The organism is Bradyrhizobium sp. CCBAU 25338 (assembly GCF_028128965.1).
In the GTDB taxonomy this organism is placed as follows: domain Bacteria; phylum Pseudomonadota; class Alphaproteobacteria; order Rhizobiales; family Xanthobacteraceae; genus Bradyrhizobium; species Bradyrhizobium liaoningense.
The window spans coordinates 42,868-59,626 of record NZ_LFKY01000041.1 but is presented as its reverse complement, the minus strand read 5'-3'; the positions used below and the strand labels follow the sequence as shown (position 1 = coordinate 59,626).

Here is a 16,759-nt window from a genome sequence, read left to right as displayed (position 1 = left end):
GTTCTTCTCCCTTCATATTCGGAGCTTATCATGTCTAAGCCGGCTGCCGTTCGTTCGGCGTTTCTTCTCAAAAGTATGAATCGTCGTCTGAAGTCTCACGCCGCAATCATCGCCATCGCGATGTCTGGCCTTACCATAGCGGATGCCGTGAAGGCGGAAGATGCTTCTGCTGGCAAGCCGCAATCGGGCGGGATCATCCGGTACGGTCACTTCCAGGAGCCGCCGTGCCTCTATGGTGGCTGGGTGCAGCAATGGTACCTGCAGCGTCAATTCAGCGACAATCTGGTCGCCAGGGCTGAAGACGGAAGAATCCTGCCTTGGCTTGCGACCGCCTGGAGCGTTTCGGATGACCGCAAAACCTACATTTTCCAGATCAAGCCCGACGTCAAATTCACGGACGGGACGCCTCTGGACGCCCAGGCGGTCGTCGATAACATCAATGGATGGCTGAGCGACAATCCGGAGCTGGAGAACCCCACAGCCGGCCCTTATCTCAAGGGCGTCTTCGAGTCCGCGGCGGCGGCTGGCCCGCTGACGCTCAAGATCACCTTGAAGACGCCATTCGAGCCGCTGCTGAATGTCTTTGCGCAGTCCTCGCAAGGTATCCTATCGCCGACGGGGCTGAAGCGTGGCAAGGCCGTGAACTGCGAAAGCCCTGTCGGTTCGGGACCGTTCATCGTGGAGAAATGGAACCGCGGCAAGAACGTCATATTCCGTCGAAACCCAAACTACAATTCGGCCCCGGCCACTGCCAAGCATCAAGGCCCAGCCTATGTCGAAGGAATCGAGTGGCGTTTTCTCGCTGACCCCACGATACGCTACGGCTCGCTTCTGTCCCGCGAATCCGACGTTGTCTATCATATCCCGGCCGTCAACTGGCAAGACGCCAATTCCCGCTTCAAGATCGTGCGTCACCTCACGGGCGGAACGCCGCTTCGGCTTGCGTTGTTCTCCGAGAGACCGCCGTTCGACGACGTGCGTGTCCGGCAGGCTTTTGCTTATGCCTCCGACCGGCGTGCTGCCGTGCAAGCGGCGTTCCTTGGCTCGCTGCCCTATGAGGGCAATTTCGCTTTGAGCCAAAGCTCGCCTGAATATGTCGGCGAGCTCTCAAAATCCTATTCTTATGACGTTGAGAAGGCGAACAAGCTGCTCGATGAGGCCGGGTGGACGGTGCGCGATGCAAACGGCATTCGCAGCAAGAACGGCAAAGCGCTGATCATACGCATCACCTACACCAACGCCTTTTCGCCTCCCGATGGCGATCAGGTCCTGCAGATCATCCAGCAGCAAGCGAAGGCTGCAGGCTTCGACGTGCGCCTCCAGCCCACCAACCAGGCTGATTTCTGGGCCGGAAAGAATCTTGGTCCAAATGACTATGAGATCGTGCCCCTATATTGGGTTGCGCCCGGCGCCGAGATCTATCGCATCTCGTACAAGCCCGACCTGAATGGTGTCCGCAATCCTTTCAATCCCTCCCGCTATCAGGATCTGCCCCTGTGGGACATCATCCAGAAGGCCGAACAGACCGCTGACAAGGAGCAACGCACCGCGGTTTATCAGCAGGCGGAGCGCCGGATCGTCGAGAACGCGCCGTCCCTGAGTTACACGGTTTTGGATGTCACCCTCGCTTTAGCCGATAATGTGAAGGACATCTGGCTCGACAGCGGGTCGGTGGGCGAGCCCGTTTTCTCGGACGCATATTTCACCGATAAGAAATGAATGCGGCGAAGATGATAGGCCATCAAAGCCTTTGGCTGGCGCGCCGGCTCTTGTCCGGCGTGATCGTGGTCTGGGCCGCGGCGACATTCACCTTCTTTGTGCAGTTTCTGATGCCCGGGGAACGCGCCCAGATCATCTTCAATGCAAATAGCGGAAACGTGGGAGAGATTCCTCGGGACCAACTGCTCGCCATCAACGCCAAATATGGCTTCGATCAACCCGTCATCGTGCAATATGGAAGGTATATAAGGGACGTGATGCACGGAGACCTTGGGCAGTCTTACGTTCAATATCAACCTGTCACGGACCTGATTGGGCGCCAGATCGGACCGACGATTGCGCTCGCCTTTGCCGCCGTGTTGACGGCCTGGATCATCACCATCACAACCACGGTTCTTTTCGCTGGGCGTGACAACATATGGTCCAAGGCGCTGGGCGGGCTTCAGGTCTTCTTGGCAACCCTTCCGCCTTATTGGCTGGCGACAATCCTGTTGGTCGTTTTCGCGATCCAGCTTCGCTTGTTTCCTGTCGTAGGCGGCAACACCCTCATGGGCCTCGTTCTGCCGACGATCGCCCTGGCCTTGGAAATCTATGGCTTCCTTGGTCAAGCGGTTTTGAGTGAATTCACGCGGGTTCTTGATCAACCTTTCATCACCTCATCGAGAATGCGCGGCACAGGGGATCTCGGTATCCGTCTACGTCACGCTCTGCGCCATGCTGCCTTGCCCGGGATCACCCTTTCCGGCTGGATTATAGGCAAGCTGCTGTCCGGCGCGGTATTGATCGAAGCGGTCTTTGGCCGTCAGGGGCTGGGCGGCGTTCTCGTCGCAGCAACCTCCACACGCGATGTCCCGGTCGTGTCAGGGGTGATTCTGGTTTCGGCTGCGCTGTTTGTCGCTACCAGCTTGTTCGTGGATCTCACGGTGCAGCTCATCGATCCCCGGATGAAAGAGGCATGAGTTTCGCCACTAGCTCCGCCGGACATGCTAAGGCGTTCATAACTGCAAGAGTGCTGACGGGCGCCCGTAGATTTCCAGTTCGGGTCTATGTCGCGGCTTTTTTTATGGCGTTCTTCCTCATCGCGGCGATTGAGCCGAAACTGCTTCAGACGCATGATCCTTTAATGCTGAGCCTGACGTCACCTCTGAAGGCCCCTTCCTTGACGCATTGGCTGGGGACGGACCAGTCCGGACGGGATCTCTATTCCCGCATCGTGGCAGGGACAGGTCATTCTCTCTCGATTGGGCTGGGTGCGACTGCGCTCAGCCTTGCCCTCGCGCTTATACTCGGCGTGACGGCGGGCCTGTCTGGCGGCTGGATCGACAATGTGCTCAGCCGGCTGTTCGACGCCTTGTTCGCTCTCCCCACTCTGTTTCTTGCGCTTCTCTTCGTTTCGTTGTTGGGCACCTCGGTCCCGACGCTGGTTATCGCCGTCGGCCTTGGAACATCGCCCGGATATGCGCGGATGGTGAGGGTGCAGGTTCTGAGCGTTAAAGCGACCAGTTATGTTGAGGCGGCAAGGGCGCTAGGACACTCGCCGAGACGCATCCTGTTCAAGCATATTCTCCCCAACGCAATCAGCCCACTTGCGACAATGTTCACGCTCGGTGTCGGGCAAGCCATCATTTGGGCATCCGGCCTTTCCTTTCTAGGCTTGGGAGTTGCGCCCCCGTCATCGGAATGGGGCGCGCTGCTCAATGCCGGGCGTAACTACGTGATCTATGCGTGGTGGCTCGAGGTCATGCCCGGTATTGCCATCGCTGCCTTAGCACTCTCAGTTACTGTTGTCGGCCAGTACGTGCAGCAACGCCTGGAAGGAAGGATTGAGCTTCCATGAACGTGACCTATCCCGCAGCCTCCTTCCGGCAAAATGCCACACCGCCCGCGGCTAGCGTCCCGTTGCTCGGGGTACAAAACCTCAACGTTTCCTTCGGGCCGGCGCATTCGCGGCGAGATGTGGTAAAGAGTGTCTCTTTCACGGTTGAGAAAGGCCGGTGCGTCGCGATCGTTGGTGAATCAGGATCAGGCAAGAGCGTTACGGCCCGGACGTTGGTTGGTCTTACCGGCGCGCGTTCTCATGTCCAAGCTGACCGCCTGACTTTTCAAGGGAAGAGTATCGATCACCTGGGTGACACGGAATGGAGAGCCCTGCGCGGCAAGGGTATCGGCTTCGTGTTACAGGACGCACTGGTGTCGCTCGATCCGCTAAGACCGGTTGGCAAGGAGATCGGTGAAGCGCTGACTGTTCACCGCGCAATCAGGACAGGCGCAGAGTTGACAGAACGGGTGCTTGAGCTTCTGAAGCTCGTCGGCGTGCCCGAGCCGGCGGTCAAGGCGCGGCAGCTTCCACATGAGCTGTCAGGCGGACAACGACAACGAGCCTTGATTGCGACGGCGATCGCTCTCGATCCAGCTCTCTTGATCGCAGATGAGCCCACGACGGCGCTGGACGTTACGATCCAGGCGCAAATCTTGGATCTGCTCAGCGAAACCCGCGAACGCGGGAAGGCCGTGATCCTCATCAGCCACAATCTTGCCGTGGTATCGCAGATGGCCGACGAAGTCATCGTGATGCGACACGGTGAAATCGTCGAGCATGGCTCATCAGAACAGATTTTTGGCAATCCAAGACACGATTATACCAGAAGCCTTCTTAAGGCGATCCCATCCGTCCAGTCACGCGGCAGCCGTCTTTCGTCCTATAAGGCGCCGCGCTTCATCTCGGCTGAGCGCGACGTGACCAAAGCGCTGGCCCAATCGGATATCGCACAGCGTAGTAGGCCGCTGCTTGAAGCGGAAGGGCTCGTCAAGCGCTTTCGTGGACCGGACGGCAAGCTGCGTACCGTTGTCAATGATGTCTCGTTTCGCCTCGGCCATGGAGAGACGCTTGGTATCGTCGGCGAGTCAGGGTCCGGGAAGACGACCGTGGCACGCATGGCGCTCGCGCTCGAAAGGCCGGACCTGGGAGAGGTGACGCTCGAAGGTGCGCTGTGGACTGCAGCGACTGAGAAAGAGCGCCGCCAGCGGCGATCGGATATCTCGGTCATCTACCAGGACCCACTAAGTTCATTCGATCCGCGCTGGAGCATCGAGCGCGTCATTGATGATGCCTTGGCAAGGCGCCGCGGAGATCCCCTCGACAGAGCCAGTCGACGATCCGAGGTCAGTGAGTTGCTCGATCTTGTGGGGCTTTCATCAAGCTTCAGGAACAGGCGCCCACTCGAGCTGTCGGGAGGTCAACGCCAACGGGTTGCGATCGCCCGCGCGATTGCTCCGCGCCCCAAGATCATCGTGTGTGACGAGCCGGTCGCGGCACTTGATGTATCCATCCAGGCGCAAATTCTCGATCTGCTTGGCGATCTCAAGTCTCACTTGCGCGTCAGCTATCTATTCATCTCGCATGATCTCGGCGTCGTGCACCACCTGAGCGACCGTGTTCTTGTCATGAATCACGGCGTGGCCGTCGAAGCCGGCGCAGCAGACGACGTATTTTTACGGCCTCGGCAACCCTATACGAGGAAGCTGGTTGCGGCCGTTCCACAATTGCGCTTCCAGGCGGCTTAAAGTCTCAAGGCCAGCCACTCCCCGTCGGCTCAGCGCGAGGCTGAGCGCACGACAAGGCGCTGTGCAAGGCAGCTAGATCGGGCCGTGGCTCTCCCATGCATGCATCCGCGCCAGCGGAAGCCCGTCTGCCTATTCGGACGATGCAAATTCCGTCCTTTAAGGGGATTCACTGCCAGACCGAAGTCCACAAGATGCGATGGCCGATCACCACACCGGCGCAGGTGGGTCTAGACTAGCCGCAACGGAGCTCACAAGCTTCGGCCGAGCGACGGAGGCGATGGGGTTGTCGCTTCAAGCTGGCGCGCCGGTCAGACCTGCGCAAATGCGTGGGCAAAAGCCTTGCGACGGGACATTCGCCGGAGCAGATCGCCGGCCGCCTGGTGCTGAAGCATGGTCGCGCCATCATCAGCCATGAGTCAATATCGTCTCATCTAACGTCGGACGGCCCAGAACGATTACTGGTACCGCCTGCTGCCACTTCACAAGAAAATACGAGGGCACCCCGGCAGAGACCTAGGTAAAGCTTAGGGCAAGGTCACCAGGGACTTCTAACTGGATAAAGTTGGGGCAAACTCACTCCTCATTCTGTTTGCCTGAATTGATCTCCCGACAAGACATCGATGGCCTGGAGTCTAGACTCATACTCCTCGTACGTGCCGAGCAGGGTATCCCCGACCGCCAAATTGTGCACGGGATCGATGAGTGAGGGGGCAGTCGTAAGTTAGGGAAACCGGGCCAGTAAAAAGTACTTCGGCGCCCCGCTCGTCTCGTCGGAACCTTCGGTCCGTGCACCATTTCACGAGTTGCGTTACGGCTCCCTTTCCGGACTCTGTTAGTGGCAGATGGCGAACCGAATAGAAGTTCGTCCGCGTAGGCTACATCTGCCGCGCACCCGAGCTCATGCGTTGATTTGGTTGAGCAGTGATGGTTAGCAGACGCTTGCCAGCCCGACGTTCGAGCGTGCCCTGAATCGGACCAGCTTCCCATGTCAGTCTGATGTGCGCCAGCTTGTTTGGAGCACCAAGGACCTCCCGTCCCGAAGCGAGCGCTGCATCATTCGTTGTCACGTAGATGCATGGAATGTAGTAGCCGGTCTGCCCGCCAGGATTGCGAACTTGGAGTCCTGAGTAGTGCTCTAAGTACGCTCCGACTGTGCTTAAGCCATAGCACGCTACGCCCACAATACCGATCGCCGGGTTTGCTGCAGGTACTAGCTCCTCCGGCAGTAGACGAGTCGCGTCCCTTGTGATGCTGAACATGACATTTACGGCTTGGCAGTTAAGAAACGCGCTACCCTGCTCGTCGCCCCCGTGGTAAAGCGGCGCATCAAACGGAATGCCTTTGACTTCGTGCATTGCTGCAATCCTCCTGATTGTTCTACTCTATGATGTGAACTCAACCTTCACATCGCTAGCGGATCCTCAGGCCAGCCGAGATTTGTCCGGGCGAGTAGGAGGGCCGCGCAGCCACTTTGGCGATTGCCGATGACGGCCGGGAGAGGGCATGCGGATGCCGGCGCATGACTTTCCGAACGATGGCCGCTTTCGCGTGGGTAACACACGAGAGATGCTGGTCCTGCTCTGTGTCACGCTGGAAGCGCACCAAGTACACGGGATGACCTTCGCGCAATGCAAGTCCACCTCTCGCCGGCTTTGTGGCCGCCGACGCCCGGACTGGGTCCCGCTCGCGTACAGATAATCATAAAAGGGCGACGGCCGTAGCCGACGGTGACGTTTTCAGCCGGAATGACGTGCATTAATACGTACCTGCGGTCCTTCCATGTCTGTGTCGTAGTCGTGGAATAGAACGGGCGGACAGCCTGCCGACTCATGTTCGGGGAAGACTTCGCCAAGCTCGCGGAGAACATCCGCGCGCTCACTTGCGTCACGCCGGTATCCCGTCCTGGCAACGCCCCGCATTCCATCGTCGCGCATCTTACGTAGAGCCTCAGCCGGACTTTCATCGTCTGCCAAGAGATTGGGCAGGAGCGTAGACATGCGGTTGCAGATGCGCTGGACGCGCAGCAACAGGGCGCCTGCAACAAGTCACGGGTCTTGCCGCTCGCTTCGATGCGGGGCGCGTTTTCGTACGATCGCTGTCGCTGCTGTCGATCAGGTTGGCACCAGCCGTGTGCACTCCACGACAACATTTTCCGGAATGCTGTCCAGCGAGAAATTGCCGACGGCCCGATAATGCCAACGGGCGATCGAAGCGCTCATCCCTTCTGGGAGTAAAGAGTCGGAATTCGGTGGAGGAACTCGCCCGGACGTCAACAGCGGAAATCAATGGGGCCGCGAGACGATGCAGTCCCGCGGCCTCGCCACCGGAATTTAGTGAAAAGACAGTTTAAGTATGAAATCCCTCAGCCGGTGTTCTTACAGTAGAACACCCTGTTAGACACTTGACAATCCGGACGGCTACGGGGAAACGCGTGCAACCGCAGACCAATGCGGCCGCGAGATCGATGAAGAAGCCGGCTAAAATTGACGGTTCGCCTGTCCTATTCGCCTGTATAACGGGTGCCAAGCGTCGAAAGAGTGTTCAGCGAAGAAGCAGCGCTCGATGCTATTGCGCTGTTCGTAGTCGTCGGCTTCGTGCAGGAATGGTGATCCTGCCGGTGCCGTTTGAGCGTATCATTGCTGTTGCGCTGATTGCGCCGATGTTCGTGCATAACTGCCGGTTGCCGAGGCCCGCTTCAGCGTCATACGGCTTCCGTTCGCTTAAACCATTTCCTCGGTAAGCCAATGTAGTAGCCGCGCCTGATCTCGACCTGCAACTGCACGCTGCCGCGAAGGCGATCTCCGATAGGTTCCAGCAACCGCCTTGCGTAGGACGGACGCGGGTGCCGGTCAGATCATCAGTTAGTGCCAACCCGACCAACCCCTGTAGAGGCCGACAAGCACGATCTGGCGGCGGAGAACGTTGGCGCACGGTGCGCGAAGCGGCTGAAGACGCTCCAATGGCGCTCAATCCGGCGAAGGCTGAGGGGGGCGGCGACGCCGGCCGAAACCATCGTGATTGCAAGGAAGCGGAGGACCATAACTGAGCCGAGGCTGAACTCCTCCAACTAGATGCAAAGCAGAAGCACGGTGATCGCGGTCGGGCACGGGATCAGGCGGCAATTGGGAGTTGGTTTCGTTCGTTGGCCCACGGGTCGCGCCGTCTCCAAATGGCTCGAAGCCGAGTGAGATTGACGGCCTGCCGGCGATTCCCTGCTGAACGCATCCAGCAAGGGCTATTACATCTGCCTCGTGCGGCAGCTCTCGGGCGCGCAGAGTAACGAGGCTGCCGCGGCGATCATGTCGGCATGCCGCGCGTCCAATCCGCTTTGATCCCCCCGCTCAAGCCGCATTCAGCGCCTGGGCGAGGTCCGCGATCAGATCCGACGGGTTCTCGATGCCGATCGACAGCCGGATGGTGGAATCGAGCACGCCGATCTTTTGGCGGATGTCGGCGGGAACGCCGGAATGGGTCATCGTCGCGGGCAGGCTCGCGAGCGACTCGGTGCCGCCAAGGCTCACCGCCAGCTTGAGGATCTGCAGCGCATTGAGGAATTTCACCGCCGCTTCCTTGCCGCCGACGATGTCGAACGAGAAGGTCGATCCCGCCCCCAGGCATTGCCGCGCGAACACGCGGCCCTGGGCGGAGTCCTGCTCGTGATGACCGAGATAGTGCACCTTGGCGACTTTTGGATGGTCGCGCAGATAGCTCGCCACCAGGCGCGCATTCGCATCGGCCTTTTCCATGCGCAGGCTCAGCGTCTCGAGCGAGCGGTTGATCATCCAGCACGAATGCGGATCGAGCTGGGTGCCGATGGCGCCGCGCAGCGCCTTGATGCCCTTCATGATCGCCTTCGAACCGAGCGCGGCGCCCGCGATCAGGTCGGAATGGCCGCCGACATACTTCGTCAGCGAATACAGCGACAGGTCCGCGCCGTGCTCGATCGGCCGCTGAAACACCGGGCCGAGCAGCGTGTTATCGCAGGCGATGATCGGCGTGTGTCCCTGGGCCTTGCCGACGGAATCGGCGATGCGGCGGATCATCGCGATGTCGACGAGGCCGTTGGTCGGGTTGGCCGGGGTCTCGATCAGGATCATCGAAACCCGCCCCTTGCCCGTCGCCTCCTCCGAGGCTTGCCTGACGGAGGCTTCATCGATGCCGTCGGCAAAGCCGACCGCGCCGATCGACAGGCGCGCCAGCGTGTTCGTCAGCAGGGTTTCGGTGCCGCCATAGAGCGGCTGCGAGTGCAGGATGACGTCGCCGGGGCGGACGAAGGCGAGGATCGTGGTCGCAATGGCCGCCATGCCCGAGGAGAACAGCGCGCAGCTCTCGGTGCGCTCATAGACCGCAAGCCTGTCCTCGACGATCTCGCTGTTGGGGTGGTTGAAGCGCGAATAGACGAGGCCCGCCCCCATGCCTTCTGGCGGCTCGCGCCGGCCGGCGACGTAATCGAAGAAATCCTGGCCGTCTTCGGCGGTCTTGAACACGAAGGTCGAGGTCAGGAACACCGGCGGCTTGATGGCGCCTTCCGACAATTGCGGATCATAGCCATAGGTCAGCATCAGGGTTTCCGGATGCAGCATATGGTTGCCGATATGGGTCTTCGACGGGAACGGTTTTGCCATGGCCTGTCTCGCTGTTCTGATGCTCGCCGCGCGTTGCGGGCCGAATCGGTGGTACACCGCGGTGGTCACAAAATCGACCCTGTATGCAGGTTCGTCAGCACCTGCTCCGGCAGCGGATTTCCAGACACATCTGACTCGGCACCAGCGCTCAAATGCGTCAGTAGGTTCTCGGGTAGGCTGGTTAGCTGGTTATGGTTAGCGAGGAGGAGCACGAGCCCGGGCGGGCGCGCTTCAGGTAAGCTGGTTAGCTGGTTGCCCCTAACGGCGAAAGTATGGAGCATAGCGGGAAGCCCTCCGGCAGACTCGTCAATTGATTGTCGCTGAGCTCGAGATACTGGAGCGAATCAGGGAGGATCTCCGCTCCTGCCCTTTTGTTCGTTCGAAGAGATCCCATCGCCGCGCAGAATCTGTCCTGCCTCGAAAGGATCCATTCCATACTCCCTTGCCAGGACTGAGTAGACTTAGTCCATACGATACGTTGTAACCTCTGAAGCACTTACCTGTCGGTAAGCTGACGAAGAAGCTATCGCCAGGTGGCGACCATAGGAGTTGGAAAGGCGGTGATCGTTGCGCCTGCCCGAAGCTGCTCGACCATTTCGGCACGATCATCATATGACAGGGACGTATCCGCGTGGAGGCGTCTGATTTCCTCCTCGCCGTCCGACCGTGCCACCGCCGCCTTGGTCTGCGCGGCCGTCCCCTGTCGCTGCCTGAACTGTTCGGCTGCCCGCGCCGCACACATCGCGCGCTGGCTCTCGGCGAAAACGAGGCCGGGGCGCACCGGGACGGAGTGCTCACAGTCTATGACGTGGCAGATTCAGCTCATGCGGAGGATGACGTAGACCAGAGGGTTGAAAATTGGGCTGCCGAACGGGACGTGGGCCCGCTCGAGGTTCGAGAAGACCTAACGCGATTAAATCTCTCCGAGAGAGATCAACATCTTCGATCTCGGATCGTTGTCGGTGTCGACGCTTCAAGTTGTCAGGCTGATGACGTATCCCAGCGGATCGTCACCGTAATAGTTGCGCGTCGGATGGTACGTGTCGATTCGAGCGCGATCTCCTCGAGCTCCTCTTTCGAGACCTAGATGTACTGACCCTTCTCGAGCTCGTAGCCCCTGACGATTCTTCGTTCGGCACCTCGTCGCCGGTGTCGGCGTCGACCTTCACGTACTTGATGCGGTGTCCCGTCTGGCGGTTGAGCTGGTCGAAGGTGATACTGTGTTTCCCAAACCGAAGGACCAGGCCTTCTTCCTCAGCTCGCGAGGCTGCCGTCTGTCGGCGACCGGCCTGCAGAGCGTCAGCAAAGATTGCGTGAGTCAGCCACCACATACGATTCCACGGCGCGGCCAAAATGAATGCGAGCGACGATAGCCGACCCATACGCTACTCAGAAGGAGGCAATCCGCGCCGCGGTCGATGCCGCCCACGCGAACGGAAAGGCAGGTCACGACGCTTAGGTTCTCGTTCAAGGGGAAAACTACCAATTTAGAATCGAGTGGACACATGGCCACGACCCCATACCACACCAGCCGGCTAATCGCGGACCACATGAGATCGGCGCCGACCAATCCTGGTAGGTGCCTTGCAGTCCTTCTCCGCGATAATTGGCAGCACCCTTTGGGAGTTCAGTCTCTCGGGGGCCGAGGTGGCCAGCCTTCCTAACTCCGAGGGCGACGGCTGGTGGTAGGGACAGTGCTTTCGGGGCGAGCGCCGAAACACGTCTGCGCTGCCCGTTTTTCGGAGCGCCCCGCCTTTCCGCTGAATCTTCACCAACGGTGCGAACTGGAATCGCTGCTTCCAACCACGGTCCAAAGGAAACCTGATATGATCCCTATTGAGCAGTCCTTTATTCGAGCGATAACGTTGCTTGACGGACCAAAACCGACCGAGCAACGGGCTGAAATCGTCGCCCACCTGGATACTATTGTAGACTATGCACGCGACGATGCCGAGGAGCGCCTAGCCCATAGTTTCAAAGCGATGGCCCTGAACCACCTCGACAGTATCGGTCGAGATACGTCGACTATTGTTAAGGAAAAAATGGAGCTGGCTCTGATCGCCACTGAAGAATTGATTATAGCTATCGTTGAGCGCAACCGGCGGGGAATAAGATCCGAGCGACGTCCATGCAGGAACGTTGCAACTGGGCAATACGCCGGCCGGTGGTCGCGATCAGATAAGCATGACCGATGACGACCTCCACCGGCGCTTCAGGTCTTCCTGGTAAAACTTCACCGCCAGATGGATCATCCTTCCGGCGACCGCGATCGCATCAGACGGTTTTATTAAGATCTACGCGAATGGACTTATCTCATCACGGGGCAAAGACCATCGTCTGGTATTGACAATCAACGGTGACTATCAAAGCTACGTCCTGATGAGTGGTCACGCCAGCGCAGATGAATGGGACGATTGCGGCATCCTATCTTGGAGGAGTGGGTTGGGGGCAAGACGCAGATTTCTCAACGGAGATCACCGCTGCCATCCATCGCTGGCGTAAAGACGCTCGGCAGCAGAACCTGTGGTCGTGATGAGCGTCAACAACATCTTTCCCTCTTTTTGTGCTAACTCGCTGACAGCCGAGAGCAGCCAGCGCCCGATACCGCGACGGCGTGCACTTCTTCCAACCAGGAGTTTGACGACTTGAGCGCTATGCATCTGGTTCGCAAAGGCGGCAGGTACCATCTGGACTGTGCCAACAATCTGACCTGTGCTATCTTCCGCAGCTAGCAACACGCTTTCATTGCAAATGACCGCGTCCGCAATGCTACGCCAGTACACCAGCGCACGTCGTCGAGATACAAGCTGACTGAGTCGCCGTGGGCGACGCAGTCGATGAGGATGTCAGCGAGACCCTCCAAACGCCTATCGACTTCGTCGGCGTCGATGCGCCGTACCTGGATATCGTCTGTCATCTGATTCTGGAGAGAGCGAGCCGATCACCCTCGGCAAGGCCTCACGCGCTTGCTGCCGGTGGCCTCGAGAACGGCCGAGGCGAACAGAACTGGATCTTCACTTTGAGGTCACGGTCCAGTTATTGAACTTGAAGTCCATTCCGCCTGGGGACGAGGTGATCTCGACGCCGTATTGGACGCTACCGACGTTTATGTCGCCGAAGTAGCCTTTCGACTTGATCCACTCTAGGATGCCTTTGATGTCCACTGTCCCGCTATTGCTCTTCGAAGTGGGCACGAGCGAGATGACGTTGTGACCATTGTTCCCTTCAAACACGTTCCAGGTCGTCCCTCCCACCTCGACGTTAGTGTAGACCGGGATCGCGGCCCCGGAGGGATCCTGCCGATAATGATAAGAAATCGGCTTAACGTTGCCGCTACCGTCCGAGTTTCCAGTGTAGTTTGTCCAGATCATGATCTCGTGCTGGTTTGAGCTGTCCCAAATATCATAGGCGGTGTCCCAAGCGCCGCTTTTAGGAACGTCCTGATTGAAGGTCGAGCTCAAGGTGTTGATTGCACTGAGCGGCTTCCCGATATGGACGGCCTCATGCGGATAGCTCTTGATGCCACCAGTTCGAGGCTGGTTCGACCACACGCTCCACCGGTTCGCTCCATACACCGAAATGGTCTGAGGCCCGGCACCACTGCCCCACACGTCGTTGTTCCAGGAGTAGCCATCGCGTGCAAAGTTCCCGTACGGAGCGCTCGAACTCCAAATCGGGGGCTTTGCCGGTACAGCGGCGACCGGCCGCCCGACGTCTTTTACAGCTTGCCTGAAAAGCTCATGATGCTCCTGTGAGTGGGCGTACCCCGTTGGGGACTCTGGCAAGCCGGCACCGTTTATCCGATTGGAATCCATTATGCTCTCCCTTGCTCCTATGAGAACAAAGCCTCTTCGGTTGGCCCTTAAAGATCGGCTTCGAATTCTAGGACGGTTGGCTTTCGAGAAGCTGACTAGTGCGCGAGTGCACGGTACGCGCCTGGCCGCTACTTTTCCAACCCACGCACGTGGCGCAACGAGAAGGATTTCCCGATGGTCATCGCGAGCCCGCCGGGATCATGATCGGGCGCGACTCTGGCGCCATCTGAGTGACGCGGGCAATTGGTCAGGCCGCGCTGCTTCCATTTCCAGCCCGTTGCCGACCACATGCGCCGCCATCTGGCAGCGGCGGATCGCTTGTTCATGGATTGAAACCACGGCGCCGGTGCTCGATCGCGGGCGTGGTCAAACGAAGAAGGGCTGCTTCTGGGCGATCGTCTCCGACGACCGCAGCCATAGTGGCCCAAATCCGCCGATCGTGCCGTTCCGATATGCCCGGATGCCTTCGCTGAGCAGTTCCTGGACGCTTCAACGGACACTTCCTGCAACGCGATGCCTATGACGGTTATGATCGGCTGATCGAAGTTGTCCGACCGCAAGGGCCGTGGTGCTCGTACATTGCTGGAGCCATTTGCGCCGGCGCTTCGTCAGATTGGCCCTGGCTGACGCGCTTCCTCGATGACGAGCGTCTCGAGCTCGACACCAATCCGGTTGAAAAGGCGATCCCGCCAATCTGCTTGACCAAAAATAAACGCGCTCTTCGCCAGTCATGAGGTCGGAGCCGAAAACTGGGCCTTGCTCGCACCCATCGTGGCGACCTGTAAGCTCAACGACATCAACCCGGTCGCCTACATCGCCAAAACGCTCACGGCGATCATTGCCGACCATCCCCAAAGCGAAATCGACGACCTCATGCCATGGCCCTTCCGCAAAACCTCAAGCCAGCATCAATAGGGTTGCGGCTAAGCGCTTACGATCATCGAGCGCGGCGAGCCAAAAATGGTGGTCAGCGACAACGGCACTGAATTTACCAGCAACGCCATCGTGACATAGGCCGGTCGGAGCCGCGTCGCCTGGCACTACATCGCGCCCGGCAAGCCGAGGCAGAATGCCTTCATCTAAAACTTCAATGGCCGTCCGGGATGGCCATCTCGAAGTATACGTTTAGACGCCGCTCCTGCGTTCGAGCGAGCTTTGCTGAGCGCTCAAAAAGAATATCAAAAGCGCTCCGGTGCAAGCCCCAAATCATCTCGTCCGGATCTAGGTATGGTGCAAAGTCCTCACGCCACATCGCATATGCGTAGTGCTTTGCGGCAACCGTTAGCGGCATCACGTGCGTGCGGCCGTTCTTGGTCACTTCGCTCGGAAGTGTGATGTTCTCTGTGATCCAGTCTTTGGCTATCGACCAGTCGTTGCGGGACTGGTTTCGCGGCGCCTGACCATGCGCCTGCACTTGATCATCTCCCACCGCTTCGTGAAGCGGCTCGTGCGACGTTGTCTTCTTGACTTACCCAATGTTACCCAACTTCGATCTGAATGGGCGTATATGGGCCGAAAATGACGGTTAGCGTTCCCGATACTCGCGACCCTGGAAGAGGAGGGGGACGCGAGTTGGCGGGCCAAAGAGCCCGGAGGAGGGATTAATGCCAAGGACGCAAGCCGCTTTGCGCGGCCATTCGGCTCATTTGTTCAAAACCGCTCTGATTTGCTCAGCTCTCTTGGCTGGGGCGGCCGCATCTTTCGGCCAGGCCAAAGGGGACGATATCAACTGGCGCCAGTTCGAGGGCGCTTCGATCGTGTGGGCATATGACATCCATCCCTATGCTGACGCGGTCGCAGCACAGCTGCCTGACTTCGAGAAGTTGACAGGCATCAAGGTGACGCCTGAGCTTTATCCGGACGACGCCTACTGGAATAAGCTGACCATCCAGCTGAGCACAAAGTCACCCTCGTGGGACATCGTCGGCATGGGGATTCAGCCGGCTTGGGATCTCGCCCCCGGTCAACTGCTCGAGCCGCTCGATCGTTATTTGAACGATCCCAAGCTCACCTCGGCAAGCTATGATTATAAGGACTTTTTCCCCGCACTACGTGACGCGCTGACATGGGAGATCAACGGCGGGCAGATCGAGGCCGGCCGGGGTCAGGTGTGGGCCATCCCGCACGGTTTCGAAAACATCCAATTGTTCTACCGCAAGGACATTCTGGATAAACACGGTATCAAGGTCCCCACAACTCCGCCGGAGATGTCCGCGGCATGCGAAAAGCTGAAATCTGCGGATCCCGCGATCACACCCCTGGGCGTGCGGGGAGTGCGCTTTTGGAGCAGTATCCACACGGCCGCCATCTCGATTGCCAAGTCCTATGGTGTGCACGACTTCGTCGTCAAGGACGGCAAGTTGGAAACCGGTCTCGATTCGCCCGAGTCGCTCGCCTTCCACAAGGACTATGTGCAGATGATCAAGAAGTGCGCTGCTCCGTCCTTTGCCAACGACAACTGGTACCAGGTGGTCGATGGCATCAATTCGGGCCGGACCGCGATGGCGATCGATTCCAACATGTTCGGATTCTGGAACGATGTTGCCGGCAAGCCCGCTTCGGGCAAGATCGCATTCGCTCCCCCGCTGCGCGCTCCGAACGGCAAGAATTTCGAATCGAACATCTGGATCTGGTCCCTGGCCATGAATGCTGCCTCCCAGAAAAAGGGAGCGGCCTGGCTGTTCATTCAGTGGGCGACGTCAAAGCAGGTCGAGCTGAACGGAGCCGTCGCCGGGAAGCTCGTCAACTCTCCGCGCGCTTCGACCTGGAGCGACAAGGTTTGGCTCGACTATGCGGCTAAACCGGAATTCACGAACTTCGTGGATACCTTCAAAAGCGTGCAGGACAGGGCGGCGCTCGCCTTTACGCCGCGCGTAGGGTTTGCCGAGGCCATGAACGCCTGGGCAGTCGCCATGCAGAAAATGGTCAATGGCGCGGACGTGAAGGCGACGTTGACCGGCCTCGCCTCCGAGATCCGCTCTTCCATGTAAGGCGATCGGGGGCGGCATAAGGGTTTGCCGCCCCCATCACGCCCGA

15 protein-coding genes and 4 pseudogenes are annotated in these 16,759 nt (G+C 58.9%); 11 read left to right on the top strand and 8 right to left on the bottom strand.

Annotated features, from left to right (window positions below):
- Positions 1 to 30 precede the first annotated feature (30 nt).
- The 5 genes and pseudogenes from ACM42_RS27255 to ACM42_RS38765 form a co-directional block, all read left to right on the top strand.
- A complete protein-coding gene (locus ACM42_RS27255) occupies positions 31 to 1,719 on the top strand; it encodes an ABC transporter substrate-binding protein (RefSeq protein WP_128948315.1) in 1,689 nt (562 codons plus the stop codon).
- Positions 1,716 to 2,678 (top strand): ABC transporter permease, encoded by a 963-nt coding sequence (locus ACM42_RS27250; protein ID WP_271530761.1) that lies wholly within the window; start codon positions 1,716 to 1,718, stop codon positions 2,676 to 2,678. Before ACM42_RS27255 ends, ACM42_RS27250 begins: the two co-directional genes overlap by 4 nt.
- Positions 2,675 to 3,556, top strand: coding sequence for an ABC transporter permease (locus tag ACM42_RS27245; protein ID WP_128948317.1), 882 nt, complete (start codon positions 2,675 to 2,677; stop codon positions 3,554 to 3,556). The genes ACM42_RS27250 and ACM42_RS27245 overlap by 4 nt, the downstream gene beginning before the upstream one ends.
- On the top strand, positions 3,553 to 5,283 hold the full coding sequence (locus tag ACM42_RS27240; RefSeq protein ID WP_128948318.1) for a dipeptide ABC transporter ATP-binding protein: 1,731 nt from the start codon (positions 3,553 to 3,555) through the stop codon (positions 5,281 to 5,283). The genes ACM42_RS27245 and ACM42_RS27240 overlap by 4 nt, the downstream gene beginning before the upstream one ends.
- 248 nt (positions 5,284 to 5,531) lie before the next feature.
- Positions 5,532 to 5,793: pseudogene (locus ACM42_RS38765) on the top strand (IS30 family transposase); the annotation flags it as partial.
- Between the two features lie 365 nt (positions 5,794 to 6,158).
- Here ACM42_RS38765 and ACM42_RS27235 read toward each other — a convergent pair.
- From ACM42_RS27235 to ACM42_RS27220, 5 genes and pseudogenes are all read right to left on the bottom strand, one after another.
- Complete coding sequence (locus ACM42_RS27235) at positions 6,159 to 6,638, bottom strand: acetoacetate decarboxylase family protein (protein ID WP_245471719.1); 480 nt, start codon at positions 6,636 to 6,638, stop codon at positions 6,159 to 6,161.
- A gap of 55 nt (positions 6,639 to 6,693) precedes the next feature.
- Positions 6,694 to 6,912: a DUF3141 domain-containing protein gene (locus ACM42_RS38760; protein ID WP_128948319.1), complete on the bottom strand. Its 219-nt coding sequence runs from the start codon at positions 6,910 to 6,912 to the stop codon at positions 6,694 to 6,696.
- 1,232 nt (positions 6,913 to 8,144) lie between these two features.
- Positions 8,145 to 8,398, bottom strand: a pseudogene (locus ACM42_RS27230) (nickel/cobalt efflux protein RcnA); the annotation flags it as partial.
- A gap of 226 nt (positions 8,399 to 8,624) precedes the next feature.
- Positions 8,625 to 9,908 carry a cystathionine gamma-synthase family protein gene (locus ACM42_RS27225; RefSeq protein WP_128948321.1) on the bottom strand — a complete coding sequence of 428 codons (1,284 nt, stop codon included), beginning with the start codon at positions 9,906 to 9,908 and terminating at the stop codon, positions 8,625 to 8,627.
- Positions 9,909 to 10,994: 1,086 nt separating this feature from the next.
- Positions 10,995 to 11,125 (bottom strand): annotated as a pseudogene (locus ACM42_RS27220) (Ku protein); the annotation flags it as partial.
- Between the two features lie 609 nt (positions 11,126 to 11,734).
- On the opposite strand from ACM42_RS27220, the gene ACM42_RS27215 reads away from it, so the two are divergent.
- The gene (locus ACM42_RS27215; protein ID WP_128948322.1) at positions 11,735 to 12,103 is read left to right on the top strand and encodes a hypothetical protein; all 369 of its coding nucleotides are present in this window, start codon (positions 11,735 to 11,737) and stop codon (positions 12,101 to 12,103) included.
- Positions 12,104 to 12,382: 279 nt separating this feature from the next.
- Here the strand turns inward: ACM42_RS27215 and ACM42_RS27210 are convergent, their stop codons facing one another.
- Positions 12,383 to 12,691, bottom strand: coding sequence for a GNAT family N-acetyltransferase (locus ACM42_RS27210; protein ID WP_164937368.1), 309 nt, complete (start codon positions 12,689 to 12,691; stop codon positions 12,383 to 12,385).
- A 231-nt stretch (positions 12,692 to 12,922) separates the two neighbouring features.
- Positions 12,923 to 13,723: a GH12 family glycosyl hydrolase domain-containing protein gene (locus ACM42_RS27205; protein ID WP_128948324.1), complete on the bottom strand. Its 801-nt coding sequence runs from the start codon at positions 13,721 to 13,723 to the stop codon at positions 12,923 to 12,925.
- A 1-nt stretch (position 13,724) separates the two neighbouring features.
- On the opposite strand from ACM42_RS27205, the gene ACM42_RS38525 reads away from it, so the two are divergent.
- The 4 genes and pseudogenes from ACM42_RS38525 to ACM42_RS27195 form a co-directional block, all read left to right on the top strand.
- Positions 13,725 to 14,246, top strand: coding sequence for an IS66 family transposase (locus tag ACM42_RS38525; protein WP_333921999.1), 522 nt, complete (start codon positions 13,725 to 13,727; stop codon positions 14,244 to 14,246).
- Positions 14,227 to 14,457, top strand: a complete 231-nt coding sequence (locus ACM42_RS38755; RefSeq protein WP_442868953.1) for an IS66 family transposase — start codon at positions 14,227 to 14,229, stop codon at positions 14,455 to 14,457. Before ACM42_RS38525 ends, ACM42_RS38755 begins: the two co-directional genes overlap by 20 nt.
- A 22-nt stretch (positions 14,458 to 14,479) precedes the next feature.
- Complete coding sequence (locus ACM42_RS38520; protein WP_333921997.1) at positions 14,480 to 14,638, top strand: transposase domain-containing protein; 159 nt, start codon at positions 14,480 to 14,482, stop codon at positions 14,636 to 14,638.
- A 21-nt stretch (positions 14,639 to 14,659) separates the two neighbouring features.
- A pseudogene (locus tag ACM42_RS27195) lies at positions 14,660 to 14,803 on the top strand (IS3 family transposase); the annotation flags it as partial.
- 7 nt (positions 14,804 to 14,810) lie between these two features.
- On the opposite strand, the gene ACM42_RS27190 reads toward ACM42_RS27195, so the two are convergent.
- Positions 14,811 to 15,137 carry a hypothetical protein gene (locus ACM42_RS27190; RefSeq protein ID WP_128948326.1) on the bottom strand — a complete coding sequence of 109 codons (327 nt, stop codon included), beginning with the start codon at positions 15,135 to 15,137 and terminating at the stop codon, positions 14,811 to 14,813.
- A gap of 190 nt (positions 15,138 to 15,327) precedes the next feature.
- On the opposite strand from ACM42_RS27190, the gene ACM42_RS27185 reads away from it, so the two are divergent.
- Positions 15,328 to 16,713 (top strand): ABC transporter substrate-binding protein, encoded by a 1,386-nt coding sequence (locus ACM42_RS27185; RefSeq protein WP_128948327.1) that lies wholly within the window; start codon positions 15,328 to 15,330, stop codon positions 16,711 to 16,713.
- Positions 16,714 to 16,759: the final 46 nt, after the last annotated feature.